Origin of the sequence: Alterluteimonas muca (assembly GCF_021191595.1) — a bacterium.
Classification (GTDB): Bacteria; Pseudomonadota; Gammaproteobacteria; order Xanthomonadales; family Xanthomonadaceae; genus Luteimonas; species Luteimonas muca.
The window spans coordinates 16348-41766 of record NZ_JAIWPS010000012.1 but is presented as its reverse complement, the minus strand read 5'-3'; the positions used below and the strand labels follow the sequence as shown (position 1 = coordinate 41766).

General features: G+C 70.7%; 19 protein-coding genes. 9 read left to right on the top strand and 10 right to left on the bottom strand.

Features of this window, described 5'->3' with window-relative positions:
• Positions 1–200: 200 nt before the first annotated feature.
• Together LDO11_RS13230 and hslO are read right to left on the bottom strand one after the other, a co-directional pair.
• Positions 201–1088: an XOO1806 family protein gene (locus tag LDO11_RS13230; protein ID WP_232142020.1), complete on the bottom strand. Its 888-nt coding sequence runs from the start codon at positions 1086–1088 to the stop codon at positions 201–203.
• Positions 1089–1183: 95 nt separating this feature from the next.
• Positions 1184–2089, bottom strand: coding sequence for an Hsp33 family molecular chaperone HslO (gene hslO / locus LDO11_RS13225; protein ID WP_232141953.1), 906 nt, complete (start codon positions 2087–2089; stop codon positions 1184–1186).
• A gap of 90 nt (positions 2090–2179) precedes the next feature.
• Between hslO and mtgA the strand changes: the two genes are divergently transcribed.
• The 3 genes from mtgA (at position 2180) to LDO11_RS13210 (ending at position 4460) form a co-directional block, all read left to right on the top strand.
• Positions 2180–2923, top strand: a complete 744-nt coding sequence (mtgA, locus tag LDO11_RS13220; RefSeq protein ID WP_232141952.1) for a monofunctional biosynthetic peptidoglycan transglycosylase — start codon at positions 2180–2182, stop codon at positions 2921–2923.
• Between the two features lie 120 nt (positions 2924–3043).
• Positions 3044–4069, top strand: a complete 1026-nt coding sequence (locus LDO11_RS13215; RefSeq protein ID WP_232141951.1) for a glycosyltransferase family 2 protein — start codon at positions 3044–3046, stop codon at positions 4067–4069.
• On the top strand, positions 4029–4460 hold the full coding sequence (locus LDO11_RS13210) for a CBS domain-containing protein (protein WP_232141950.1): 432 nt from the start codon (positions 4029–4031) through the stop codon (positions 4458–4460). Before LDO11_RS13215 ends, LDO11_RS13210 begins: the two co-directional genes overlap by 41 nt.
• Before the next feature lie 108 nt (positions 4461–4568).
• On the opposite strand, the gene LDO11_RS13205 is transcribed toward LDO11_RS13210, so the two are convergent.
• The 4 genes from LDO11_RS13205 to LDO11_RS13190 all read right to left on the bottom strand — a co-directional run bounded on the left by LDO11_RS13205 (position 4569) and on the right by LDO11_RS13190 (position 9408).
• Positions 4569–6521, bottom strand: a complete 1953-nt coding sequence (locus LDO11_RS13205) for an AsmA family protein (protein WP_232141949.1) — start codon at positions 6519–6521, stop codon at positions 4569–4571.
• Positions 6522–6604: 83 nt separating this feature from the next.
• Positions 6605–6997 (bottom strand): hypothetical protein, encoded by a 393-nt coding sequence (locus tag LDO11_RS13200; RefSeq protein ID WP_232141948.1) that lies wholly within the window; start codon positions 6995–6997, stop codon positions 6605–6607.
• A 45-nt stretch (positions 6998–7042) separates the two neighbouring features.
• Complete coding sequence (gene trhA, locus LDO11_RS13195) at positions 7043–7681, bottom strand: PAQR family membrane homeostasis protein TrhA (protein WP_232142019.1); 639 nt, start codon at positions 7679–7681, stop codon at positions 7043–7045.
• A gap of 122 nt (positions 7682–7803) precedes the next feature.
• Complete coding sequence (locus tag LDO11_RS13190) at positions 7804–9408, bottom strand: peptide chain release factor 3 (protein WP_232141947.1); 1605 nt, start codon at positions 9406–9408, stop codon at positions 7804–7806.
• Positions 9409–9551: 143 nt separating this feature from the next.
• Between LDO11_RS13190 and LDO11_RS13185 the strand changes: the two genes are divergently transcribed.
• Positions 9552–11018, top strand: a complete 1467-nt coding sequence (locus LDO11_RS13185; RefSeq protein WP_232141946.1) for a glycosyltransferase family protein — start codon at positions 9552–9554, stop codon at positions 11016–11018.
• Here LDO11_RS13185 and LDO11_RS13180 read toward each other — a convergent pair.
• The 3 genes from LDO11_RS13180 to LDO11_RS13170 form a co-directional block, all read right to left on the bottom strand.
• Positions 10954–11841: a peptidoglycan DD-metalloendopeptidase family protein gene (locus LDO11_RS13180; RefSeq protein ID WP_232141945.1), complete on the bottom strand. Its 888-nt coding sequence runs from the start codon at positions 11839–11841 to the stop codon at positions 10954–10956. The genes LDO11_RS13185 and LDO11_RS13180 overlap by 65 nt on opposite strands.
• Before the next feature lie 7 nt (positions 11842–11848).
• On the bottom strand, positions 11849–12952 hold the full coding sequence (locus LDO11_RS13175) for an NHL repeat-containing protein (protein ID WP_232141944.1): 1104 nt from the start codon (positions 12950–12952) through the stop codon (positions 11849–11851).
• Between the two features lie 92 nt (positions 12953–13044).
• Entirely contained in the window at positions 13045–14427 is a 1383-nt protein-coding gene (locus tag LDO11_RS13170; RefSeq protein ID WP_232141943.1) for an L-serine ammonia-lyase, read from the bottom strand.
• A 55-nt stretch (positions 14428–14482) separates the two neighbouring features.
• Here LDO11_RS13170 and LDO11_RS13165 point away from each other — a divergent pair, with 55 nt between their 5' ends.
• Positions 14483–14734 (top strand): glutaredoxin family protein, encoded by a 252-nt coding sequence (locus LDO11_RS13165; protein WP_232141942.1) that lies wholly within the window; start codon positions 14483–14485, stop codon positions 14732–14734.
• Positions 14735–14753: 19 nt separating this feature from the next.
• On the opposite strand, the gene LDO11_RS13160 is transcribed toward LDO11_RS13165, so the two are convergent.
• Positions 14754–15395 carry a YceI family protein gene (locus tag LDO11_RS13160; RefSeq protein ID WP_343226131.1) on the bottom strand — a complete coding sequence of 214 codons (642 nt, stop codon included), beginning with the start codon at positions 15393–15395 and terminating at the stop codon, positions 14754–14756.
• 147 nt (positions 15396–15542) lie between these two features.
• Between LDO11_RS13160 and LDO11_RS13155 the strand changes: the two genes are divergently transcribed.
• From LDO11_RS13155 to LDO11_RS13140, 4 genes are read left to right on the top strand one after another with little or no spacing between them, the layout of a single operon-like run.
• Complete coding sequence (locus tag LDO11_RS13155) at positions 15543–19058, top strand: hybrid sensor histidine kinase/response regulator (RefSeq protein WP_232141941.1); 3516 nt, start codon at positions 15543–15545, stop codon at positions 19056–19058.
• Positions 19055–22627, top strand: a complete 3573-nt coding sequence (locus LDO11_RS13150) for a sensor histidine kinase (protein WP_232141940.1) — start codon at positions 19055–19057, stop codon at positions 22625–22627. Before LDO11_RS13155 ends, LDO11_RS13150 begins: the two co-directional genes overlap by 4 nt.
• Positions 22628–22684: 57 nt before the next feature.
• Positions 22685–23686, top strand: coding sequence for a ligase-associated DNA damage response exonuclease (locus tag LDO11_RS13145; protein ID WP_232141939.1), 1002 nt, complete (start codon positions 22685–22687; stop codon positions 23684–23686).
• A gap of 36 nt (positions 23687–23722) precedes the next feature.
• Positions 23723–25411 (top strand): ATP-dependent DNA ligase, encoded by a 1689-nt coding sequence (locus tag LDO11_RS13140; protein WP_232141938.1) that lies wholly within the window; start codon positions 23723–23725, stop codon positions 25409–25411.
• Positions 25412–25419: the final 8 nt, after the last annotated feature.

Sequence of the window (25419 nt, the reverse complement as noted above, 5' to 3'; positions counted from 1 at the left end):
GCTCCGATTGGACAGCAGAGCGCATCATCCGATCCCGAGCCGTCAGGTCCCCCGCACAGCGACGGCATTACGGCGTAGCCGTCAGCTCTGGACGTGCGTGGGTGCGGAACGGACGAATACGATGGCCTGCCGACGCGGCAGGTGATCATGGGTCTGCGAAAGTGGGCAAAACGACCCGCGGGACGCGATCCCGGCGAGCGTCAGAGATCCTGCTCGTAGCGGACGTAGGGCACGGTGCCCTCGTCCTCGCCGTTCTCGCCGCGCAGGGCGAACGGATTGCGGCCGCGGGTGACGATGTTGTCGGCACCGACCGTGAGCTGGCCGCTCCATGGCGTGCGCCAGGTCAGGCCGACACCGAGGCCCTCCCAGCGGGGTTGGCCGGGGCTGTCGATCACCTGGCCGATGATGCTGGCACCGAAGCGGCCGTAGCCACCGCCCACGGTCAGCGACTTGCTGTCCCAGCGGTCGGCGAGGTCAAGCGGCGCCTGCGCATAGGGAATCAGGCGCGCCTTGGCGACGGTGCCGGCGATCGACACATATCCCTGGTCGCTGATGTTCTTCTGCGCGAAGACCGTGAGGTCGTTGGAATCGAAGTCGCTGCTGCCGGCACCGGCGCGGCCGGACGTCAGCCAGGCAGGCAGGTGACCGCGGGTCTCGCCGACGCTTACACCGATCCGGCTGCCACCACGGCTGAGCGCCGCACTGGCAACGCCGCGACGGGCGTCATCGGCGTCGCCGTCGAGATCGAGCGACGCCAGCGCACAGTTGTTGGCCAGCGTGCCCAATGCATGCGTCATCGCACCGCGGTAGTCGCAGAGCAGGCCCAGCGAATCGCCGGTATCGAGACCGAAGGCGGCGTCGAGGCGATTACCGCCGAAGCGCCAGCGTGCACCGGCCTGTGCACCACCTTCTTCGGTGGGCTCGAGCACCAGCAGGGCTTCAAGGCGGCCGCTGGTGTTGTTCCAGATCGGCAGGACGGCCTGCTGTTCCGAGGCGGCCTTGCGGCTCTGCGCGTGCACATCCGCTGCCACGCCAAGGGCGAGCAGGGCGGAAAGTGCAAGCGGAGCGAGGCGCAGCAGCATGATCAGATCGACTCTGGCAAGAGCCGGTAGTTCCCGGTATCGGGATCCGACTGTATTTCGTTTATGTTTATTTAACAATCCCCGGCGCCGCAGCCGGCCGCCTATTGCAGGCGGTCGGGTGCCGCCATTGGAACCGGCGCATCGGTGAACAGCGCGTCAACCTCGGCGGGATCGAACATATAGCTCTGGCCGCAGAACTCGCAGCGCACTTCGGCGTGGCCATGTTGCGCGGTTGCGGCCATCGCCTCTTCATGGCCGAGCGACATCAGCACGCCCTCCACGCGCTCGCGCGAGCAGGAACAGCCGAATGCCAGCGCCCGGCCCCCAAGCGGCTGGGCCTCCTCTTCGGCAAACAGGCGGCGCAACAACTGCTCGCTGGTCCATGCCTGCAGTTCGTCCTCGCGCAGGGTGTCGAACAGCGCATTGGCGCGGTTCCAGCCGTCATCGTCGCCACTGTCGCCGGGCAGTTTCTGCAACATGAGTCCGGCACAGCTGTGGTCGGTCGTGGTCAGCAGCAGGCGGGTGGGCAACTGCTCGGATTGCCGGAAATAGGTCTCGAATGCTTCGGCGAGGCCCGCAGCGGCCATCCCGACCAGTCCCTGGTAACGGGTGGGGTCGCGCCCGGGACCGGGGTTCTCGATGGTGATCGCCATGACCGCATCGTCGCCGGCCAGCCGGCGCAGATCGGGGCCGGCGGCCTGTGCCGCGGCCGGGTCGAAGTGGGCAAGGCCGCGCAGGGTGCCCTGCGCCGTGCACTCGGCGAACAGCGCGCGCATCGGGCCCTCCCCACGCAGCTGGACCGACAGCCTGCCGTCCACCTTCGCATGCGCGGTGAACAGTGCGCAGGCCGCAACCGCTTCGCCCAGCGTGCCGCCCACCGCGGCGGGGTAGGCCTCGCTGGCGGCGATCCGCTGCCAGGTCTCATGGAGATGCACGCGCACGCCGCGCACACCGGCATGGGGAAGCAGGAAACGGTCGAGGCGATCGGTGTCGGCGGGCAGGGTCATGGAAGGTCCGTAGGGCGCGATGTGCCGGATAATGCCGCGGTCGACATCACGGCGGCAGCAGACCCCCGATCTGGGGGCAACGGGAGCGGCATGCAAGCACGGCGGAACAGGGTCAGCGGGACACACGATCGCCCCCGGAAGCGACGCAGCCTCTGGCGCTGGTTGTGGAAGCTGCCACTGCTGCTGCTCGTGCTGAGCGTGCTGCAGGTGCTCGTGCTGCGGGTGGTCGATCCGCCGTTCTCCGCGTACATGGCCGCGCGCCAGATTGCCGTCTGGACCGGCAACGGGCCGGAGCGCATCGCTTACGAGTGGCGCGACTGGGATGCGATCGCACCGGCGCTGCCACTGGCGGTGATCGCATCCGAAGACCAGAACTTCGCCCGCCACCGCGGCTTCGACTTCGATGCCATCGAGAAGGCGCGCGCGCACAACGCGCGCGGCGGGCGCACGCGCGGCGCCAGCACGATCAGCCAGCAGGTCGCGCGCAACCTGTTCCTGTGGAGCGGCCGCAGCTGGGTGCGCAAGGGGCTGGAAGCCTGGTACACGGTGCTGATCGAACTGCTGTGGCCCAAGCAGCGCATCCTGGAGATGTACGTCAACATCGCCGAGTTCGGTGATGGCGTCTATGGCGCCCAGGCGGCGGCGCAGCGGTTCTATCGCCGCGACGCATCGGCGCTGGACTGGTCGCAGAGTGCACGGCTGGCGGCGGTGCTGCCGAGCCCGCGCCGCTACAGCGTGACGCGTCCCGGGCCGTACGTGCAGCGGCGCACGCAGGCGATCCAGCGGCAGATGCGACAGATCGGTGGCGAGGCGCATCTGCGGCAGCTGCAGTAGTGGCGTCCGATCGCAGCGGCGTTCAGCCGCGGGCGCTGACATATATATGCGGCGGTGAACGTCGGCACGCTCCAGCGGCCGGGCGCGCAACGGCCGGTGCCAGCCGCTAGCATGCGCGGCATGAGCCATGACCGCCTGACCATCGTCGTTGCCGCCTTCAACGAAGCCGACGCGCTGCCCGTGCTGCACGGGCGGATCCTCGACGTCCTCGACGCCCTGCGCGTCGATGGGATCGATGGCAGCGTGCTGTACGTCGATGACGGCAGCCGCGACCGCACCTGGCCGGTGCTGCAGGAACTCGCCACCGCCGATGCACGCGTCGCGCTGGTGCGGCTGTCGCGCAACTTCGGCAAGGAAGCCGCGTTGACCGCCGGCCTGGACCTGGTCGAGGAGGGCGCCGCGGTGATCCTCGATGCCGATGGCCAGGATCCGCCGGAACTCATTCCCGGGTTCGTCGCGCTGTGGCGCGAGGGCTATGACGATGTCTACGGCACCCGCACCGAGCGCGAAGGCGAGACCTGGCTCAAGCGTGCATCGGCACACCTTTTCTACCGGGTGATGCTGCGGCTGTCGAAGACTCCGATCCCGGTCGATACCGGCGACTTCCGCCTGTTGTCGCCACGGGCGCTGGCGGCATTGCGGCAGCTGCGCGAGCGCCACCGTTTCATGAAGGGCCTGTTTGGCTGGGTGGGTTTCAACCGCATCGCGGTGCCGTACCAGCGCGATGCGCGGCTGGCCGGGCACAGCAAGTTCAACTTCTGGCGGCTGTGGAACTTCGCGCTGGAAGGGGTGACCAGCTTCTCCACGGCGCCGCTGCGGCTGGCCACCTATATCGGGCTGGGCACGGCGCTGCTGGCCTTCCTGTACGCGCTGTGGATCATCATCAAGGCGCTGATCTGGCGTGATCCGGTGGCCGGCTGGCCGACGATGATGGCGGTGATCCTGTTCCTCGGCGGCATGCAGCTGATCGCGCTCGGCCTGATCGGCGAATACCTTGGCCGGCTGTACGAGGAGTCCAAGCAGCGACCCCTCTATCTCGTGGACACCTGGCTTCCGGCACGCGGGGTATGCTGCCCGTCCGTGTCGACGATGGAGGTGGAACGCCATGCGTACCGTGCGGCAGGTGCTGGAATCGAAGAACCCTGAGGTGCAGGCGGTCGGTCCGGACGCACCGGTGATCGAGGCGCTGCGGCTGATGGCCGAACACGGGATCGGGTCCGTGCTGGTGCTCGATGGAGAGAATCGCCTGGTCGGGATCGTTTCCGAACGCGATTACGCCCGCAAGGTGGTGCTGACCGGTCGCACGTCGCAGCAGACACGGGTGCGCGACATCATGGTCGACACCGTGACCACCATCGGCCCCGACGACACCGTTGCGCACTGCATGCAGCTGATGACCGACGGCCGCTTCCGCCATCTGCCGGTACTGGAGGACGGGCGGATCGTCGGCATCGTATCGATCGGCGACCTGGTCAAGGCGGTCATCGAGGACCAGCAGGTGGAGCTGGACCAGTTGCAGCGCTACATCGCGTCGTAGGGCGCTATGGCGTGCGCGGCATCGCGTCGTAGGCGACATGGCGTGGGCGGCGCGACGCGCCGCGGATCCCGCCTTGGCGGGGCCAACGGATGATCCCGGTCCTGCGGATCAGCGCGCGTACTCGCCACCGCAGTCGCTGTCCTCGCCGGGGCCGAGTTCCAGCGTGGCCAGCAGCGCGGCCGGCGGCGCGATCGAGCCCAGTGCCAGGGCGATCGCGCCACGCAGGCCGAGCCGCGCGAGGTCGGGGCGGAAGCTCGGCTCGGAGAAGGTGCCGCCGATCACCAGTGGCGAGCGCAGGCTGAGCAGGCTGCGGTCCTTCGGACGCGGGCGTAGCAGCAGGTCGAGTTCCTCGCCATCGAGGTCGATGGTGCCCTCGCCGACGATCAGCGTATCGGTGGTGTCGAAGGCGAGCGCATTGGCGGACATCACGCCATCCGCCACCGCGAAATCCGCAAATGCGCAGCGGATCGGGATCTTGCGGTCGTTCGTGAAGAGAAATCCCAGTGCCTCGGCGATGTCGATGCCGGCCAGTTCCACCAGCAGGGCGCTGACCTCGCCCCTGCCCATGCCCACCGCCAGTTCGCCATCCGAACTGCCGAGCATCGCCGCGATCGAATTGCCGGTGCCGGCCAGCCTGGCATGGCCACCGATGCGGCCCACCGCATCGCCGGCGAGCGCGGAATCCGGGAACAGGCTGCCGAGGTTGAGGCCGCGCACATCGGCATCGAGCGTGGTGCGGATTGGTGCCTCGCGGGCGTCCATGCGCACGGTCGAGCGGATGTCGCCATCGGCAACGCCGAGGTTCAGCGGATCGAGCCGCAGGAGGCCGTTCTCGAGGATGAGGTGCGCGTCCATGTCGTCGAGCGGCAGGTCGGCCTGGATGCGCTGCGCGCGCAGGCGCACGTCGGCATCCATGGCGTTGAGCTTGTCGAGCTCGTAGGGCGTATCGGGAATCAGCCGCCCGTCGTCGGCGGCTTCCGCTTCCTGTTCGGGGCTCGGGGTCTCGCTGGCGCCGGACTCCGGTGCGGCACCAAGAAAGCCGGCGAGATCGTCGAGGTCGAGCAGCTTCGACACGAGGTCGGCCTTGAAGAAGTTGCGCTCGCCCCCGGTCTCCACCGTGACGGAGCCGCCCAGGTCGCTGTCGCCGACCTTGCCGCTGAAGTCGCGGTAGTGCCAGCTGGTGCCTTCGCGCCGCAACTGGCCATCGACGGAATAGGGAGGCGTCGGCGGCATCGCCAGCCCGAGCAGCGGATACAGGTGTTCGAGGTTCTGGCCCGCCAGCGCCATCTGGAAGCCGAAGTTCTCGAACTGGAATGCATCCACCAGCGAGCCGCGCGCATGGGCGCGGGTGCCCCCGGCGCGTGCATGCAGGTCGAAACGGTAGGGGTTGTCGGTGTCCTGCAGGTCCAGTGGCGACTGCGCGGTGCCCTCGAGCTCGAACTCGGCGGCACGCCAGCGTCCTTCGCCGCTGATGGCGACCGGCGGCGCGGCGTCGCCTTCGCCCGGGGCCTGGCTGGCCACGCGCACGTCGACTTCGGTTTCGCCTTCCGGATCCAGGAACAGCAGGTTGCCGTCGTCGATCCACAACCGCTGCAGCTGGATCGGATTGCCGCCATCGCCGTCGCCCGCGAACGCATTCCAGTTGCCCTCGCGGTCGGGGCCGATCTCCAGGCGCACCTGCGGACGCTGCAGGCGGATCTCGGGGATCCGCACCTGGCCACGCAGCAGTGGCAGGATCTCGATGGACAACTGCAGCCGGTCGGCAGCGGCCATGCGCGCATCTTCCGACCAGTCCGCGTTGCCGAGCTCGAGCGCGTCGGCGCGGATGGTGGTCACCCGGCCCAGGTCGACGTCGAGATCGCCGCCGATCGTGAAGCTGCGTCCGGTGCGCGCTTCGACTGCACGCTCCACCGGCCCCTCGAGCCAGTTCCAGTCCCACAGCAGCAACAGCACCAGCAACCCGAGCGCGGCGACCGCGAGCGCGCTGCGCCATGGGTGGTCGGCAATGGTGTCGAACCGGCGACGGGAGCGGGCGGAGGGCGGAACGGGCGCCTCGGACATTGGGGAATCGCCTTGCGGGTCCCCGCCACCTTCGGCGCGCCGGTATCAAACCATGGTGAATGCGTTGTTCCGCCGTTCAGCGCTCAGCCGGTGGCGCTGTCCGCGCCGACCGTATCGGAGGCGGCCTGTTCCTCGCAGCGCAACGTGCGCCCGTTGTCCTGCGACAGTTCGACGTAGTCGGCGCCGACGATGAAGCGCAGGCCGACATCCGACCAGGTGGGGGGCTGGCTCTTGTCCATCGCGCCCAGCTGCACCACGCGGCCATCGCTCATCGCGATGCGGGCGAATCGGCGGTTCTCGATCAGGTCGACGCGGTTGCCGCCATCGCAGAGATACGTCGCATCCACCGGGCCGATCGGCGGTTTCGCGCCGTCCGGCTCGAAGGCCTCGCTCACGGGCGTGGCGGGGGTCGGTGCCGGATCCTGGCCGCATGCGGCAAGCAGCAGGCAGGTGGTGAGGGTGGCAGCGGTTCGCATGGCGGGACTCCGTTGGACGATGCGGCCAGGGTACGTGCGCGCCGGTCAGCGCGGCGTCGCCACCTGCGCCATGACCGCGATGTAGTGGCACACGCTGCCGGCGATGCAGAACAGGTGCCAGATCGCGTGCGAATAGGGAATGGACTCGCGATGGTAGAAGATCGTGCCCAGGGTGTAGAACAGCCCGCCGGCGATCAGCCAGCCGAACGTCCAGCCGTCGAGCGCCGCCAGCACCGGCTTGATCGCCACGATCACCAGCCAGCCCATCGCGACGTAGATCAGCGTCGACAGGCGCTTGAAGCGCCCGGTGTAGAAGAGCTTGAACACCACACCGGCCAACGCCAGCGTCCAGATCGCGGCAAACAGGGTCCAGCCCAGCGGCCCGCGCAGGCCGATCAGGGTGAATGGCGTATACGTGCCGGCGATCAGCAGGTAGATCGCGCAGTGGTCGAACACCTTCAGCCGGCCCTTGAGCACCGGGTGGTGGAAGGCGTGGTACAGCGTGGACGCCAAGTACAGCATCAGCAGACTGACGCCGAAGACGATCGCGGCACCGAGCTGCCAGGCGTCGCCGTACAGCGCGGCCAGGGTGATCAGCACCGCGCCGGCGGCAAGTGCGGCGGCGGCGCCAAGCCCATGGGTCAGCGCGCTGGCGAGTTCCTCGCGCTTCTGTCGCAGGCTCATGGTGGTAGTGCTCACTGCGGCCCCGGGGGAAAGGTCCGGCGCATTAGACCATACGCGTGCGTGCTGTCAGTGGGCAGCGCGAACGGGTAGCAATCGCGCGAACGCGATTGCGGCGGGCCCGCTCAGGTGGTCCCGGCGGTATGCGCGTGCTCGCGGGTGGCGGCGAAGCGCACGTCCGGCCAGCGCTCCTGGGCAAGCTGCAGGTTGACCCGGGTCGGGGCGAGGTAGACGAGTTCGCCGGCGGCATCGATGCCGAGGTTGGGCGCGTTCTTCTCGCGGAATTCCTCGAACTTCTTCGGGTTGTCGCAATGCACCCAGCGCGTGGTCACCACCCCGACCGGCTCGAAGATCGCATCGACGCCGTACTCGTCCTTGAGCCGGTACGCGGCCACGTCGAACTGCAGCACGCCGACCGCGCCCAGGATCAGGTCGTTGGACATCAGCGGGCGGAAGAACTGCGTCGCGCCTTCCTCCGACAGCTGCGCCAGGCCCTTCTGCAACTGCTTGAGCTTGAGCGGATCGCGCAGCCGTGCGCGGCGGAACAGTTCCGGCGCGAAGTTGGGGATGCCGGTGAATGCCAGCGTCTCGCCCTCGGTGAACGTGTCACCGATCGAGATCGTGCCGTGGTTGTGGATGCCGATCACGTCGCCGGGATACGCCTCGGCGGCGATCTCGCGGTCGGACGCCATGAAGGTGAGTGCGTTGGCAAGCTTCACTTCCTTGCCCGTGCGCGGGTGGAAGGCCTTCATGCCCGCCTCGAAGCGCCCGGAACACACGCGCATGAACGCCACCCGGTCACGGTGCTGCGGGTCCATGTTGGCCTGGATCTTGAACACGAACCCGGTGAGCTTCGGTTCCTGCGGGGCGACGTCGCGGGTGGTGGTCGAGCGGGTCTGCGGCGACGGCGCATGCTCGACGAAGAAGTCCAGCAGCGGTTGCACGCCGAAGTTGTTGACGCCGGACCCGAAGAACACCGGGGTCTGGCGGCCGGCGAGGTATTCCGCCTTGTCGAACGGATGGCTGGCGCCCTGCACCAGTTCGAGTTCCTCGCGCAGGTCGGCGAGCATCTTCGCGCCGATCTTCTCCTCCAGGCCCGGTGCATCGAGCGACGGGAAGATGGTCGAATCCTGGCGGGTGAAATTGCGGCCGGGCTCGTACAGGTGGACCTCGCCGGTCAGCAGATGCACCACGCCCTTCAGCCGCTGGCCCATGCCGATCGGCCAGGTCACCGGCGCGCACTGGATGCCGAGCACGGTTTCCACTTCGTCCAGCAGCTCGATCGGGTCCTTGCCCTCGCGGTCGAGCTTGTTGATGAAGGTCATGATCGGGGTGTCGCGCAGGCGGCACACCTCCATCAGCTTGATGGTGCGCTCCTCCACGCCCTTGGCCACGTCGATCACCATCAGCGCCGAGTCCACCGCGGTGAGCACGCGGTAGGTGTCCTCGCCGAAGTCGGCGTGGCCAGGGGTGTCGAGCAGGTTGACGATCTTGCCTTCGTACGGGAACTGCATCACCGACGAGGTCACCGAGATGCCGCGCTCCTTCTCCAGCGCCATCCAGTCGGAGGTGGCATGGCGGGTGGTCTTGCGCGACTTGACCGAGCCGGCCATCTGGATCGCACCGCCGAACAGCAGCAGCTTCTCGGTGAGCGTGGTCTTGCCGGCGTCGGGATGCGAGATGATCGCGAACGTGCGGCGGCGGGCGGATTCTGCGGAAACGTCAGGCATGCGGGAATGCACGCGCTGCGTGCGGCAGGGTCAGGGGGCTGGCGATTATACGCGGCGCCGGGCCACCTATAATCCGGGGCCCGCGCGGCGCGCGTCATGCAGTCAGGGCGATGGATCAGCCGCAACCTCGGGCGCACCTGCAGTTGTCGAAAACCGGAGGCCCGCCGTTCAACGGTTCGGTGGGATACGTCAACGACCGCGTCGCGCCGCTGTTGCGCGCCCGTGGCTGGCGGGTGCAGGCGTTCGTGCCGCCCCGCCCGCGGCTGCGCGCCGCGCAGGAATCCATGGTGCCGATGGGCCTGGCGCGTGCGCTGGCCGACCAGGCGTCGGGGCCCACGCCGCTGCTCGCCGTGCACGACGGCGCCGGGGTTTCCCTCCGCGGACCGTCCAGGCAATGGGCGTCGCACCATCTGGTGCTCTACCACGGGCTCGCATACGGCACCGGTGCATGGATCGGCAACGAGGCCATCGATGTCCATTGCGCGAATTCCCCCTATCTCGCACGTAGCTTGCGCGCGTTGTTCGCGACCCCGGACTGGCAGGGACGTCGGGTGCTCGACCCCGCCGGGTTCACGCGGGTGGTCGATGCCCCGATGCCGGTACCGTGCGTGTCCACGCCGGCGGGCGAACCGGGCTTCCCCATGGGCGCGGACGTGCCGTTGGCGGTGCGTCGCGCCGTGGATGCCGGTGTTGTCGTCGGGCATGCGCTGCAGCCGGGCAAGCAGGACCTGATGGCCACGGTCGGCATCCTGTACGCCCTCAACGACATCGCACGCAGGCGCGGTGGCACGCGGGTGATGCTGGCGATCTCCGAACAGTCGCTGCCGCCCGCGCACCAGGCCTCGATCGACGCGCTGCTGGCCGGGTCGGGGCTGCGCTGCGCCGACCTGTTCCTGCCGGTGCCGCACCTGCACCAGCGCGCGGTGTTCGAACTGTTCGGCATTGCCCGGTTCGGGTTGGCCTACAACCTGTTCCCGGAGCCGTTCGGCTTCTACGTGCTGGAGTCGGTGCACGCCGGTTGCCCGGTCTACACCAATGGCGTCGGCAACAACCGCTTCCTGCTGCCCGACGGGCACGGCATCACGGTGATCGAGGATGCCGGAATGGCGGCCGATGCCAGCGGCCAGGTGTCGCCCGCGGCCTTTGTGCCGGTGGCCGAAGCCATCCTGGAGGGGCTTCGGGAGCCGGCCGCGGTCGGCGAAGCGTGCATGCGCGGGCGGGCATTCATCGACGCCCACTGGTCACCGGAGGCGTTCGAGGGAGGCTTCATGACCGCCGTGGAACGCGCGCTGCAACCGCCGCCACCGCCGGTGGACTTCGAAGCCCTGGAGGTGCAGATCGGGCCGCTGGTGCGCGGCATCGACCCGGCCTCCGGTGTGGTCCGGGGCGACTATGCCAACCGCATCCTCGACCACCGCGAGCTGGCGCTGGTGCAGGAGCTGGCCGGACGCCCGGCAGCGGCGCTCGATGCCGCCGACATGCAGCGGCTGGAAACCGAACACCGCCTGTTCGAGGAGGGCGTACTCGCCCTCGGCCTGCCGGAAGCTACGGCTGGAAGCGCAGGATCCCCTGCGGGCCGAACATCCGGAACGGGATCGATTCCAGGCTGAGCCCACGGTTGACCTGCACCACGAAATGCAGGTGCGGACCGCTGGACAGCCCGGTGTTGCCCGATCGACCGATAGGGGTGCCGCGGCGGACACGCTGTCCCGGGCGCACCAGCACGCCGCCCGCGTCGAGGTGGGCGTACAGCGCCATGCTGCCGTCATCGTGCAGCACCCGCACGAAGTTGGCGCGCGTCACGGCTTGGTGGTCGCCGGGCGCGGCGTCCTCGAAACCGGCCTCGGCATGCATGACGGTGCCGTCGCGCGCGGCCAGCACCACGGTGCCGACCGGGGCGGCGAAGTCCACCGCGTGGCGGTTCTGCGCATCGGAATGGCTGTAGCGGCCCCCCCAGCCCTGTTCGACACGCAGCGCTCGCGTGTCCAGCGGATAGGCGTACTCGACGTCGCGCGGGCGTGCACCCGGATGCCCGGGCACCGCGGTGAGCGACAGCTGCGCGGCGGCACCGTAGCCGGCGATCCGCGTCAGCAGGACTTCGGTGCGCGCCGGCACCGTCGCGCGCGCGGGCAGCGCCGGCACTGCCTGCGGCGCGGAGCCGGCTGCACGCAGCAGCACCTCGATCGGCCCATCGAGCGGGTTCTGCACCCAGGCCAGCGATTCGCCGTCGGCCTGTTCCATGCGCAGGCGCGCAATGGCCGCGGGCGCGCTGTCGGCAGTGCGTCGCGGGCTGCGGGCATCCGGTGCCGGCCGGTCGGCGTAGTGCGGCGTGCCGTCGGCATCGGTCCAGCGCCACACCTCGCCGGCGCAGGCGTCGGTCGCCGCTGCGAGCAGCACGGCCGCGGCAAGCAGCGCGAGGGCGGGGGAAGACATCGTCGACCTACTGCGCGCAGGCGGGATCGAGGTCGAGCGCGCGGATCACTTCGCCGAGGTCGAACGCCGCCAGTGCGCGGTCATCGTGCACCGCGTACAGCACGCCGGCGTGGAAGCGCGGGGTGGCCGCGGCGTGCAGGGCGATGCCGTCGGTGTTCGCCGTGACCTCGCCACGGAAGCTGCCGCGCGGCGCCAGCGTGGTGCGGTCGAACAGGTGGAAGCCGGTGTGCGGCATGGTCTGGTCCACCGCCAGCCAGTAGCCGGCGTCGAGGCCGCAATCCCACAGCGCCACGCCCTCGGCCTCGCCGGAAAAGGTGCCGCCGGGCAGGCTGCGGCCGGTGTAGTCCCCATCGAAGCCGTACTCGTGCAGTGTCGAGCCCTGGCGGGTGTCCTCGTCGGCGATCAGCAGCCGCTGCTGCGCCGGATCGCCGGCGATCGACTCCACCATGTGCAGCACGCCGTCCCCATGGGTGGCGCCGAATGCGCCGAGATGCGTCGTGCGCACGCCGTCGGCGTCGGCCTCGATGCGGTAGCGGCGCACGCGCTGGTCGAGTTCTTCCGCGGGTGGAACCGTGCGGTGGTCCGCGCCATGCATGAAGCTGTCGGTGACGAAGCCCTCCAGCACGTTGGGCTCGATTTCATGCACCCAGATGCCGTAGGGGCTGCGCAATTCGTCCTCGCCGAAGCTTGCGAGATGGGTGAACCCGGGCAGCTGCAGGACCTGCACGCGCGGAGCGTCGCGTTCGGTCACCAGCACCAGGTCACCGAAAACCGCGATGCCATTCGGGCGCTCGAACTGGCCGGGCCCGCGTCCGCGGCCGCCGGATTCGCCAGCGTGCGCTCCGGTGTCGCCGTCGAAGATCACCAGCCGGTGCGAGGACTTGCCGGTGGCGATGACCTTCGTGGCGCCATCCGCATCCACCCAGGTGGCCAGGGAGTCGAGTTCGTCCGCGGGGCGCGGCGTCGCCACGAACGCTTCGCGGACCACCACCGCTGCCGACGGCGCCACCTGGGGCCGCCCGGCGGATCCCCGCGCGTCGTGTTGCAGGCTTGCGCAGCCGGCGATGCAAAGCGGCAGGACGACGAGGAATGCGACGCGGGACGGAATCATCCGCGGATTATGGCGGAGACGCCCATGCGGGCGATGTCCCGCATGCGGCGGTGGGCGTTCGCCACGAAGCGCCCCACCGCCGGACTCGACGCTCAGCACTCGATGACGTTGACCGCGAGGCCGCCGCGCGAGGTTTCCTTGTACTTGTCGTGCATGTCGCGGCCGGTGTCGCGCATGGTCCTGATGACCTTGTCCAGGCTGACCTTGTGCTTGCCATCGCCGCGCTTGGCCATGCGCACGGCGTTGATCGCCTTGACCGCGCCCATCGCGTTGCGCTCGATGCACGGGATCTGCACCAGCCCGCCGATCGGGTCGCAGGTCAGCCCGAGGTTGTGTTCCATGCCGATCTCGGCGGCGTTCTCGATCTGGCTGGAGCTTGCGCCCAGCGCCGCCGCGAGTCCGGCCGCGGCCATCGAGCAGGCCACGCCGACCTCGCCCTGGCAGCCGACTTCGGCGCCGGAGATCGACGCGTTCTCCTTGTAGAGGATGCCGATCGCCGCGGCGGTGAGCAGGAAATCGAACACGCCTTGTTCATTGGAATTCGGACAGAAGCGGTCGTAGTAATGCAGCACGGCGGGGATGATGCCGGCCGCGCCATTGGTCGGTGCGGTCACCACGCGGCCGCCGGCGGCGTTTTCCTCGTTGACCGCCAGCGCGTAGAGATTCACCCAGTCCAGCGTGGTCAGCGGATCGCGCATCGCCGCTTCCGGCTGGCTCGACAGCTCGCGGTACAGCGCCGGTGCGCGACGCGACACGTGCAGGCCACCGGGCAGCACGCCGTCCTGGCGGATGCCGCGCGCAACGCAGTCCTGCATCGCCTGCCACAGGCTGCGCAGGCCGTCCTCGATCTCCGCCTGGCTGCGCCAGCACAGCTCGTTCTCCATCATCAGCCGCGCGATCGACAGCCCGGTCTCGCGGCTGCGTGCAAGCAGTTCGTCGCCGCTGGAGAACGGGTGCGGGACCGCGGTCTCGTCGGCAACGATGCGGTCCTCCGCGGCCTCGTCCTGGTTGACCACGAAGCCGCCGCCGACCGAGTAGTAGTCGCGGGTGGCGATCAGCTGGTCGGCGCCATCGAAGGCCGAGAAGCGCATGCCATTGGTATGGAACGGCAGCTTCTGGCGCTTGTTCATCACCAGGTCGCGCTTCTCGTCGAACTCGATCGCGTGCAGGCCCTGCAGGAGGATGCGCCGCTCGCCGCGGATGCGCTCGAGCGCCGCCGGGATGACGTCAGGGTCGATGCGGTCGGGCCAGTGGCCCTCCAGGCCCATCAGCACGGCCTTGTCGGTGCCATGCCCGCGGCCGGTGAGCGCCAGCGAGCCGAACACCTCGGCGCGCACCCGCGCCACCTGGTCCAGGCGCCCCGGCTCCACCAGCCACTTCTCGACGAAGCGTGCGGCGGCGCGCATCGGCCCCACGGTATGGGAGGAACTCGGCCCGATGCCGATCTTGTAGAGGTCGAACGTGCTGACGGCCATGGGCGCTATTCTACGCGGCCCTTGTTGAACCCCGCCGTCCGGGCCGCGCAACGCCATGTCCCAGCCAACGCCTGCGCTGCAGCTGTTCCAGCGCGACCACTGCCCGTTGTGCGACCAGGCGCTGGACGTGCTGGCGCAGGCCCGTGTCCCGGACTTCGAGAGCGTGTGGATCGACGACGACGAGGCGCTGGAGGCCCGTTACGGCATCCGCGTGCCGGTGCTGCGATCAGCCGATGGCCGTGAACTCGACTGGCCGTTCGACGTGGCGGCCGTGGTGGCGTTCATCGGATCCCCGTCGGGGCCCTGATCCCGCGATAAGCAGCCGGTCAACCGGCAGGCGCGGGCGAATCCAACGGGCCTTCCGGCGCGGTCTCGTCGCTGAAGCGCGCCGTGCGCGAGGCGAAGGCTTCCGCCTCGATACGCAGCTCGACGGTGTCGCCGATCATCGATGGCCACGCGTCGATGCCGAAGTCGGCACGGCTGAGGGTGGCAGTGGCCGAAAACCCGGCGGTGCGCCGGAACGGCGGCATCGGGTGGCGCTTGAGCGCGTTCATGCGCACCTGTAGCGCCAGTGGCCGGGTCACGCCGCGCAGGGTCAGCTGCCCGTGCACGATGGCCTCGTCCCCGGCGACCGGCTCCACGCGGGTGGAGATGAAGTGCGCTTCGGGGGTACGGGTGGCATCCAGCAGGTTCGCCGCAGCCACCGCCCGGTTCCAGGCCGTATCGCCGAAATCGAGCCGCTGCAGTGGCACCCGCGCTTCCAGGCGCGCCTGGCGCCAGTCGGTGGGATCGAACGCAAGCACGCCGGTGCTGCCCGAGGCCGTGCCGATGGCCTTCGAATAGCCGGCGTGGTCGACCGCCACCATCACCCGGGTGTGCACCGGATCGAGCGCGAAGCGCTCGGCGGCCGCGGCCATCGGCGAGAGCAGGGCCAGCAGGAAAACGAGCGGAGCCAGGCGCAGGGGCATCGCGGCAGTCTACGGCGGGCGGCCACGCCGTATGTGCAGGCGCCGCGACCAATAGCTTGATCGCCGTCACATCGCGCCTTGCACGGGCAGACGGGCATTGCGACGATGGCTGTCCGCCGGGGAGGCGGAGCAGGGGAAACATCCGATATGCGCACGGCGCTGGCGCTGTTGACGGTGCTGTTGTGGCTGGGCACCTGTGTCCTGGCCGCCGCCGCGCTGCCGGAAACGCCGCGTTTCCGCCCGGTCGGCGCGCAGGAAGGGTTGCCGTCCAGCGACATCATGGGCATCGCCCGCGACCGCGCGGGTTTCGTCTGGATCGCCACCGGCGACGGCCTGGCGCGCTACGACGGCATGCAGATGAAGGTATGGCGGCATGATCCCGGCCGCGCCGGGTCGCTGGGCGACAACTTCATCCAGGCCGTACACGTCGATGCCCGCGACCGGGTCTGGGTCGCCACCGAGAAGGGCGGCCTTGCACGCTATGTCCGTGATGGCGACCGCTTCGAACCGCTCGACGACGGCGGCCTGATCAGCGATCCCAACATCCTGTCGCTGACCGATCGTGATGGCGAACTGTGGTTCGGGGCGATGGACGGTGCGCTCTACCGCTGGTCGGACAGCGCCGGGCTGACGCGCTTCGCACCCGACGACGATGCGCCCGATGGCCTGACCTCGCAGCCGATCCTGGACCTGGACGTCGATCCGCAGGGCCGGGTGTGGGCGGCGACCTTCGGCGGGGTCGTCGTGGCCGATGGCGATGGCGTGCGGCGCATCGCGCTTCCGGGCGCGGTGCCCTATCCGCGCGTGTACACCGCGCGCTGGATGGGCGAGGCGCTATGGGTGGGCACCGCGGAGGGCACCTTCGTGATGGACGCCGATGGCAACTGGAGCCGACCGGCATGGAGTTCGATGTTCGAGGCGCCCAACGCCGCGGTGAGCTTCGCCCGCGATGACGACGGCGCACTGTGGATCGGCTCGCAACGGCGGCTGTGGCGGGTGCCCGCGAATGGCATGCCACGGCCGGTGGAGACCGGTGCGCCGGTGCAGGACCGCGGGATCATGCAGATCCTGCGCCAGGACGATGGCGCGTTGTGGGTGCCGTTGCCCGGCATCGGCCTGGGCTACCTGCGCTCCGACTGGCGCCAGGTGGCGCAGTTCGATACCCGCGACGGCCTGCTGCCCACGCTGTACACGGCGCTGGCGCCGGCGCACGACGGTGGCATCTGGCTGGGCAGTGCTGCCGGTGTGCAGTGGCTGTCGGCGGCCGGCGAGGTGGAGGCGTTCGAGGAGCCACTCGACAGCCAGCTGCGCATGCACCGGGTGGCGGCACTGGCCGAGACCGCCAATGGCGTGCTGTGGATCGGCGTGCGCCCCGGGCTGCTGCGGGTGGGCGCCCAGGGGTCCGTCGATTTCTGGGGCCCCGACAGCCCGCAGGATGCCGCGACCGGGCGCATCACCGACCAGGTCCAGATTGCGCCGGATGGCACGTTGTGGACCGCGGCGCGTCAGGGCGGCCTGCAGCAGCGGGATGCCGACTCCGGGCGGGTGCTGCGCGAAATCCCGGCCGACGACCGTGGTGACCACGAGGCCATGGGGTTCGATGCCGAGGGCCGGCTGTGGACCGCGGGCGATTACGGCCTTGCGGTGTTCGACCCGGAGAGCGGCCGCCTCGAGCCGCGGATCGCCACCGGCGGGCGCACGGTCGTCGCGTTCGCGTTCGACGGTGCAGACACCCTGTGGCTGCAGAGCATCGAGGGCCTCGACCGCTACCGCCGCATCGACGGTCGCTGGACCTTCGACGACCGCGTCGATGCGGGTCGCGGCATGCCGCCCCTGTCGGCGTCCGCGCTGCGCATCGACGCACGCGGGCGGGTATGGGTATCGACCACGCGCGGCCTGTACCGCTGGGATCCCGCGGCGGGGCGCATGCGCCATCTGGGTGTCGGCCTGGGCTTCCGCAACCAGGAGTTCGTCTACCGCGCGCTGGCGCTGACCACCGATGGCGTGCTCGCCGGCGCCACCGGCGATGCCGGCGTGGTGCTGATCGACACCAGTGCCGACGCCGATCCGCCCGTGGTGCCGGCGCTGGAACTCGACAGCTTCGCGGTACGCGAGGATGGCGAATGGCGCGAGCGGCCCGGGCATGGTGCCGCGGTGCTGGCACCGGGACGCAGCGAACTGCGCATCAGCGCGCGACTGCTGGCGTTCGACGACCCCCAGAACAACCGCTACTGGTCGAAGTTGGAGGGGGTCGACCGCGACTGGCAGGAGCAGGGTGCATCCGGCGACCGCGTGCTGGTAGGGCTCGCGCCCGGCCGCTACACGCTGCATCTGCGCGCGGCCGATGCGCACGGCTCGGTGGCCGAACGCAGCGTCGAAGTGCTGGTGCAGCCGCCCTGGTGGCGCACCCCCGTGGCACTGGTGGCGTGGGTGCTGCTGGCGCTGGCGCTGGTGGCGGCGCTGGCTGCCGGCTACCGCGCGCGCCTGCGCCGGCGCCACGCATGGCAGCTGGCCGAGCGCGAGCGCGCACTGGCCGAGCAGGCCTCGGTGGCCAAGAGCCGCTTCCTGGCAACGCTCGGCCACGAGGTGCGTACGCCGATGACCGGCGTGCTGGGCATGAGCGAGCTGCTGCTCGATTCCCCGCTGCAGCCGCAGCAGCGCCGTTACGCGCAATCGATCCGCCACGCCGGCGAGCACCTGATGCGCCTGCTCAACGACGCGCTGGATCTTGCCCGCATCGAGGCAGGTCGCCTGGAGCTGGACCCGCGGCCGTTCGACCCGCGCGCGCTGCTGCAGGATGTCGCCGGATTGATGGCGCCGCTGGCGGGGCAGCGTGGCCTCGGGTTCGTGGAGGAAGTCGACCCGGCGCTGCCGCGCTGGCTGGTGGGCGACGCGATGCGGGTGCGGCAGATCCTGCTCAACCTGCTCGGCAACGCCATCAAGTTCACCGAGCGCGGCCATGTCGGGCTCGCGGTGGCGTACACGGATGGCGACGTGCGCTTCGAGATCCGCGACACCGGCCCCGGCCTCAATGATGCGCAGCGCGACCGCCTGTTCCGCCGCTTCGAGCAGGCCGACGGCGCGCGCACGGCCGCGCGCTACGGCGGCAGCGGGCTGGGCCTGGCGATCTGCCAGGAGCTGGCGGCGGAAATGCGCGGGCGCATCACCGTCGACAGCACGCCCGGCGAGGGCACGTGCTTCCGCGTGTGGCTGCCGCTGCCGGCTGCGACCGCCGGACCCGAGGAGGTCGCGGTGCCTGCCGAGGCGTCCGCGGCGCCGGCCGGGCTCGACGTGCTGCTGGTGGAGGACGACCCCACCGTGGCGGAGGTGATTGCCGGCCTGCTGCGCGCGCAGGGGCATGCGGTGGTGCATGCCGGGCACGGGCTGGCGGCGCTGGTCGCGTTGCGCGCGCAGCCGATGGACGTGGCGCTCGTTGATCTCGACCTGCCCGGCATCGATGGCATCGCGGTGGCCGGGCAGTTGCGCGCGCAGTCGCCGGGCATCGCGCTGGTGGCCATCACCGCGCGCGCCGATGCCGACGCCGAGCCCGCGGCACGCGCCGCCGGCGTCGACGGCTTCCTCCGCAAGCCGCTGACAGGCAGGATGCTCGCCGATGCGCTGCGCGATGCCTGCGCGCGCCGCCAGGAGGATCCGCTCGAATGAGCCTGTTGTGCGCCCCGGCGCGCTGGTTGCGCCGGTCGGCCGCGGTGCTGGTCCTGGCGCTGCTGTCGGGCGTGGCTGCCTACGCCAGCCCGCATCCGGAGAACCTGCGCCTGCGCCAGGTCGGTGTGGCCGAAGGCCTGCCGTCGAACCGCGCCAATGCGCTGCTGCAGGATCCGTCCGGCTATCTGTGGATCGGCACCGGCGACGGCCTGGCGCGCTACGACGGCACCGCGATGCAGGTGCTGCGGATGGAGGACGGGCTGCCGACGAACTTCATCTGGTCGCTGGCCTGGCGCGCCGACGGCACGCTGTGGATCGGCACCCGCCACAACGGCCTGGCGGTATACGACCCGGTGGGTGGCGACATGCGTCGTATCGACCGCAGCACGCTGCCGGGCCTGGGCGGCAACGACATCTGGGCCCTGGATACCCACGAACCCGACGCGGTGTGGATCGGCACCGCCGACGCCGGCCTGCACCGGCTGCACGACGACGGCCGCATCGAACGCTGGATGCCCGAGCCCGGCAACCCGCGCAGCCTCCCGCACGCCGGCGTGGTGTGCCTGGAACGCGACCCGCAGGGCCGGCTCTGGGTGGCGACGCTGGGTGGGCTGGCGCGCTGGACCGGCGACGGCTTCGAGCGCGTCGACGGCGTTCTTCCCACCAGCATCCGCTTCGACCGCGACGGCGTGCTGTGGGTGGGTGCCGCCGAGGGCGCGCACGTGCTCGATCCCGACGGCGCGCTGCGCCCGGCGCCGGTCGCGGCGCCCGACCCGCGGCTGCGCCCGATCCAACTGCTGGTGCAGGACCAGCGCGGCGCGCACTGGGTGGATGTCGCCGCCGGGCTGGGCCATGTCGACCACGGTGAATCCCACGAGGTGCCGCTGTACAGCCCGCTGGCGCAGGACCGGGTGCGGCCGCAGTGGACGATGGGCATCGAGGACCGCGAGGGCGGCATCTGGCTGGCCAGCCACACCCATGGGCTGTGGTACCACCCGGCCGGTTGGAGCCTGTTCTCCGCGCGCACCCTGCGGCCCGGGCAGCCGGGTGGGATCCACAACTCGCACGTGCGCGGCATCGCGGCATCCTCCGACGGCTCGATCTGGCTGGTCGGCAGCGGCGGTGCGCTGGAGTCGCTGGACCTGCGCAGCGGCCGCCTGCGCAAGCACCTGCACGACGTGGCGGACGGCCGCCTGCTCGACTGCGTGCACGAGGACCGCCATGGCCAGGTGTGGATCGGCTCACGCCGCGGATTGGCGCGCTATACGCCGGCCACCGGCGCGTTGCAGCGCTGGGCCGATGCCGACGGGCTGGCCGGCGAGTCGGGCGCGGTGGTGCGCTTCGCCGAGAGCGCGCAGGGGCTGTGGATGCTGTTCGACAACGGCGTGATCCAGCTGCGAGACCGCGACGGCCACACCCTGGACATCCACCAGCCCGGTGGCGGCGGGCTGGAGTCGGGAGAGAACGTCTACGACCTGGCGATCGGCCCCGACGGCGCGCCGTGGCTGGCCACCGCGCGCGCGCTGCGGCATCTGCGGGACGGCCAGTGGCGGCAGGTCGACGGCGCCCCGGTCGGCGGCTGGACCGCGCTGCGCTGGGATGCCCGGGCCGGCCAGGTGCTGGCCGCGGGTGCGGGCACTGTCGCGGTATTCGACTGGCGCGATGGCCGCCTTCATCCGCAGGCGCGCGTCGGCGCCGCCGAAGGGTTGCCGCAGGTGGCCTTCAGCGGCGTGGTGCGCGACGCCGGGGGCGTGCTGTGGTTGTCGAGTTCGCGCGGGCTGTGGCGGGTGGATCCGGTCACCGCGGCAGTGCGCGCCTACGGCATCGCCGATGGCCTGCCCAGCCAGGACTTTCCCACGCCGCTGTTCGCCGACCCGCACAGCGGCCGGGTGTTCGCCGGTTCGCCGGACGGGCTGGTGGACTTCGATCCGCTGCAGGTGGTGCCGGCCACCGACGAGCCGCGCGTGCTGGTCGAGGAGATCGGCCTGCGCGGCCAGGCGCCGATCCAGCGGATGTCGAACGCACCGTTCGTGATCGGCCACGGCGACCGCGAACTGCAGGTGCGGGTGCGGCTGATGTCGTTCCGCAACCCGGGCGCGCACCGTTATGCATTCCATCTCGATGGCGAGGACGCAGGCTGGGTGGAAACCGCCACCGGCGAGCGTGCGTTCTCGCAGCTGGCGCCGGGCCAGTACACGCTGTGGGTGCGCGCGCGCAACGAGGAAGGCGTGTGGTCGACGCCGCAGGCGCTGCGCTTCGAGGTCACGCCGCCGTGGTGGCGCACCCTGGCCGCGCAGCTGCTGTTCGCCGCGGTTGCGCTCGCCGCGGTGTGGTGGATCGCCTGGAGCTATCGCCGTCGCCTGCGTCGCCGCCATGCCTGGCAGCTTGCCGAACACAAGCGCGAGGTGGCCGAGCAGGCGTCGCTGGCCAAGACCCATTTCCTGGCCACCCTCGGCCACGAGGTGCGCACGCCGATGACCGGGGTGCTCGGCATGAGCGAGCTGCTGCTGGGCACGCCGCTCGACGAGCGCCAGCAGCGTTACGCGGAATCCATCCGCGATGCCGGCGAACATCTGCTGCGGCTGGTCAACGATGCGCTCGACCTCGCGCGCATCGAGGCCGGCAAGCTCAAGCTCGACACCCGCCCGTTCGACCTGCGCGCGCTGCTCGACGAGACGCTCTCGCTGATGGCTCCGGTGGCGCACCAGCGCGGGCTGGAGTTCCGCGAGCGCATCGCCGTCGAGCTGCCCGCCTGGGTGTCGGGCGACGTGGTGCGCGTGCGCCAGATCCTGCTCAACCTGCTGGCCAACGCGATCAAGTTCACCGAGCACGGCCATGTGGAACTGAGCGCGGAACCGGCCGGCGAGGGCCAGGTGCGCTTCGTCGTCGGCGACAGTGGCCCCGGGCTCAACCGCGAGCAGCGCGAGCGCCTGTTCCGGCGCTTCGAGCAGGCCGAGGGCGCGCGCACGTCCGCGCGCTATGGCGGCAGCGGCCTCGGGCTTGCGATCTGCCAGGAGCTGGCCGCGGAGATGGGCGGGCGCATCGATGTCGACAGCGCGCCCGGCCAGGGCACCCGCTTCGCGGTGGAACTGCCGCTGCCGGAAGTGCGCCCGCCGTCGGCGGAGGCGTCCGTGGACCCGGCGCCACGCCCGCCCGGCACGTTGTTCCTGCTGCTGGTTGAAGACGACCCGACGGTCGCCGAAGTCATCAGCGGTCTGCTGCAGGCGCAGGGCCACCGGGTGATGCACGTGGCGCACGGGCTGGCGGCGCTGGTGTCGCTGGCCACGGCCGAGGTCGATGCCGCGCTGCTCGACCTCGACCTGCCCGGCATCGACGGGCTGGCGCTGGCGCGGCAGATGCGCGCGCAGGGCTTCGGGCGGCCGCTGATCGCGATCACCGCGCGTGCCGACGCGGACGCCGAACCGCTGGCGATGCAGGCGAGCTTCGACGGCTTCCTGCGCAAGCCGCTGACCGGCGGCATCCTTGCGGATGCGCTGGCGAGGTGGGCGCCACCGCCGGCCGCGGTCGACGACGCGCACGGCCAGCCCCCGGCCGACGGCGGGGACTGACGCCGCGCGCGGGCGGGCTTGGCACCGCGTGCACGCCGGACATGCCCGAATGCGCCCATGAGCGCATTCAGCGGCGACCTGGTCGTCCTCACGCCGGAAGGCCTGTACTGCCCGCCGGGTGATTTCCATATCGATCCCTGGCGGCCGGTGCCGCGCGCGGTGATCACCCACGGCCATGGCGACCATGCGCGGGCCGGCATGGGCGAATACCACTGCAGCACCGGCTCGCTGCCGATCCTGCGCTGGCGCTTGGGCGAGCAGTGCTACCACGTGCATGCGCATGGCGAGCCGTTCGTGATCGGCGACGCGCGGGTGTCGCTGCATCCCGCCGGTCACGTGCTGGGTTCGGTGCAGGTGCGCATCGAGGCCGGGGGCGAGGTCTGGGTGGCCTCGGGCGACTACAAGCGCCAGCCCGACCCCACCTGCGCCCCGTTCGAGGTCGTGCCCTGCGACGTCTTCATCACCGAGGCGACCTTCGGCCTGCCGGTGTACCGCTGGCCGCACACCCCCGACGTGGCCGCCGATATCGTCGACTGGCGCAGGCGCTGCGAGGCGCGTGGCGAGGCGGCGGTGCTGTTCTGCTACGCGCTGGGCAAGGCGCAGCGCGTGCTGGCCGAGATCGCTGCGCATGAGGACCGCCCGGTGCTGCTGCACGGGGCGATCGCCACCGGCGTGCAGGTGTATCGCGATGCCGGCGTCGCGCTGCCGGACACCCGCGCCGTGGCCGAGGAGGAGAAGGGGCGTGACTTCGCCGGCGAACTGGTGCTGGCCCCGCCGTCGGCCGCCGGCTCCAGCTGGATGCGCCGGTTCCGTCGCGCGCAGACCGGCTTCGCGTCGGGTTGGATGCGCATCCGCGGCAACCGTCGCCGGCGCAACGTCGACCGCGGCTTTGTGGTGTCCGACCATGCGGACTGGCCGGACCTCGTGCGCACCGTGCGCGAGACCGGCGCGCGGCGGGTGATCGCGACCCATGGCGATACCCACGCCATCGTGCGCGCGCTGTGCGAGGAGGGCATCGAGGCCGAGGGCTTCCGCACCGGGTACGGCAATGAGGACTGAGCGCCGCTGCACCGTGCAGGCACGGAGGGCCGGCACATGAAACGCTTCGCCGCGCTCTACACCGAGCTCGACCGCAGCACCGCGACGCTCGACAAGCGCGCGGCGCTGGTGGCGTACTTCCGCGAGGCACCGCCGCGCGACGCCGCGTGGGCGCTGCACCTGTTGAGCGGCGGCAAGGTCGCCGGGCCGAAGCGGCGCATCGCCGGGACCCGCGAGCTGCGCGAATGGATCGTCGCCGAATCAGGATTGCCGGACTGGCTGGTCGACGCCAGCTACGACCAGGTCGGCGATCTCGCCGAGACCCTGGCGCTGCTGATGGACGAGCCGGCCGAACCCGGCGAGGACATCGGCCTGGCCGACTGGGTCGAACACCGCCTGCTGGCGGTCGCCAACCGCGAGCCGGAGGCGCGTCGCGCGGTGGTCACCGGCGCATGGCGTTCGCTGTGCTTCGACGAGCGCCTGGCCTTCAACAAGCTGCTCACCGGCGCGCTGCGCGTCGGCGTGTCGCAGCGGCTGGTGCAGCAAGCGCTTGCCGAGATGAGCGGCATCGACATCGCGCTGATCGCCCAGCGCATGCTCGGCAGCTGGGCGCCGACGCCGGCCTTCATGCGCGACCTGCTGTCGCCCGATGCACTGCCGGCCGACCGCCAGCAGCCGTACCCGTTCTTCCTGGCGTCGCCGCTGGAAAGCACGCTGCGTGCCGCGCCCGGCGACGAGGCCGGCATGGCGGAGGAGCCGGCACCGGAGGCGCTGTCGCTGGCCGGTGATCCGGATGCGGTCGCCCGCGCGCTGGGTCCGATCGACGACTGGTTGCTGGAATGGAAGTGGGACGGCATCCGCCTGCAGCTGATCCATCGCGACGACGACGCCGCGCTGTGGTCGCGCGGCGAGGAGCGCCTGGATGGCCGCTTCCCGGAAATCGAAGCCGCGGCGGCAACGCTGCCGCGCCACTGCGTGATCGATGGCGAGCTGCTGGCCTGGGGCGATGCCGACGTGCCGATGCCGTTCACCGCGTTGCAGAAGCGCATCCAGCGGCTGAAGCCTGGTGCGAAGACGCTGGCCGATGCCCCGGTGCGGGTGCGCGCCTACGACCTGCTCGAGCTCGAGGGCGAGGACCTGCGCGCGCGCCCGCTGCGCGAACGCCGCGCATTGCTGGAAGCGCTGCTGGACTCGCACGGCGACCCGCGCATCACCGTGTCGCCGCGGGTCGAGGTACGCGACTGGGACGAGGCCGCGGCATTGCGCGAAGGCGCGCGCGAACGCGGCGTCGAGGGGCTGATGCTCAAGCGGCTGGATTCGCCATACCAGGCCGGGCGGCGTCGCGGCGACTGGTGGAAATGGAAGATCGATCCGCTGACGGTGGATGCGGTGCTGCTGTACGCGCAGTCGGGCCACGGCCGCCGCAGCACGCTGTACACCGACTACACCTTCGGGCTGTGGGATGGCGAGGTGCTGGTGCCCGTGGCCAAGGCGTATTCCGGGCTCGACGACCGCGAAATCCTGCAGCTCGACCGCTGGATCCGCGCCAATACGCTGGAACGCTTCGGCCCGGTGCGTTCGGTGACCGCCCACCATGTCTTCGAGCTGGGCTTCGAAGCGGTCAACCGCAGCAGCCGCCACAAGTCCGGGATCGCGGTGCGCTTCCCGCGCATCCTGCGCTGGCGACACGACAAGCCGGTCGCCGAGGCCGACCGCCTCGAGACCCTGAAGGCGCTGGCGCGGTGAGCCGCGCA

What these genes read in the sequence shown, in the direction of transcription:
- LDO11_RS13200 (WP_232141948.1), bottom strand. Translation starts at nt 6,997, where the DNA reads ATGCGAACCGCTGCCACCCTCACCACCTGCCTGCTGCTTGCCGCATGC.
- LDO11_RS13180 (WP_232141945.1), bottom strand. Translation starts at nt 11,841, where the DNA reads ATGTCTTCCCCCGCCCTCGCGCTGCTTGCCGCGGCCGTGCTGCTCGCA.
- LDO11_RS13175 (WP_232141944.1), bottom strand. Translation starts at nt 12,952, where the DNA reads ATGATTCCGTCCCGCGTCGCATTCCTCGTCGTCCTGCCGCTTTGCATC.
- LDO11_RS13165 (WP_232141942.1), top strand. Translation starts at nt 14,483, where the DNA reads ATGTCCCAGCCAACGCCTGCGCTGCAGCTGTTCCAGCGCGACCACTGC.
- LDO11_RS13150 (WP_232141940.1), top strand. Translation starts at nt 19,055, where the DNA reads ATGAGCCTGTTGTGCGCCCCGGCGCGCTGGTTGCGCCGGTCGGCCGCG.
- mtgA (WP_232141952.1), top strand. Translation starts at nt 2,180, where the DNA reads ATGCAAGCACGGCGGAACAGGGTCAGCGGGACACACGATCGCCCCCGG.
- LDO11_RS13170 (WP_232141943.1), bottom strand. Translation starts at nt 14,427, where the DNA reads ATGGCCGTCAGCACGTTCGACCTCTACAAGATCGGCATCGGGCCGAGT.
- LDO11_RS13140 (WP_232141938.1), top strand. Translation starts at nt 23,723, where the DNA reads ATGAAACGCTTCGCCGCGCTCTACACCGAGCTCGACCGCAGCACCGCG.
- hslO (WP_232141953.1), bottom strand. Translation starts at nt 2,089, where the DNA reads ATGACCCTGCCCGCCGACACCGATCGCCTCGACCGTTTCCTGCTTCCC.
- LDO11_RS13205 (WP_232141949.1), bottom strand. Translation starts at nt 6,521, where the DNA reads ATGTCCGAGGCGCCCGTTCCGCCCTCCGCCCGCTCCCGTCGCCGGTTC.
- LDO11_RS13155 (WP_232141941.1), top strand. Translation starts at nt 15,543, where the DNA reads ATGCGCACGGCGCTGGCGCTGTTGACGGTGCTGTTGTGGCTGGGCACC.
- LDO11_RS13190 (WP_232141947.1), bottom strand. Translation starts at nt 9,408, where the DNA reads ATGCCTGACGTTTCCGCAGAATCCGCCCGCCGCCGCACGTTCGCGATC.
- LDO11_RS13210 (WP_232141950.1), top strand. Translation starts at nt 4,029, where the DNA reads ATGCGTACCGTGCGGCAGGTGCTGGAATCGAAGAACCCTGAGGTGCAG.
- LDO11_RS13145 (WP_232141939.1), top strand. Translation starts at nt 22,685, where the DNA reads ATGAGCGCATTCAGCGGCGACCTGGTCGTCCTCACGCCGGAAGGCCTG.
- LDO11_RS13215 (WP_232141951.1), top strand. Translation starts at nt 3,044, where the DNA reads ATGAGCCATGACCGCCTGACCATCGTCGTTGCCGCCTTCAACGAAGCC.
- LDO11_RS13160 (WP_343226131.1), bottom strand. Translation starts at nt 15,395, where the DNA reads ATGCCCCTGCGCCTGGCTCCGCTCGTTTTCCTGCTGGCCCTGCTCTCG.
- trhA (WP_232142019.1), bottom strand. Translation starts at nt 7,681, where the DNA reads ATGAGCCTGCGACAGAAGCGCGAGGAACTCGCCAGCGCGCTGACCCAT.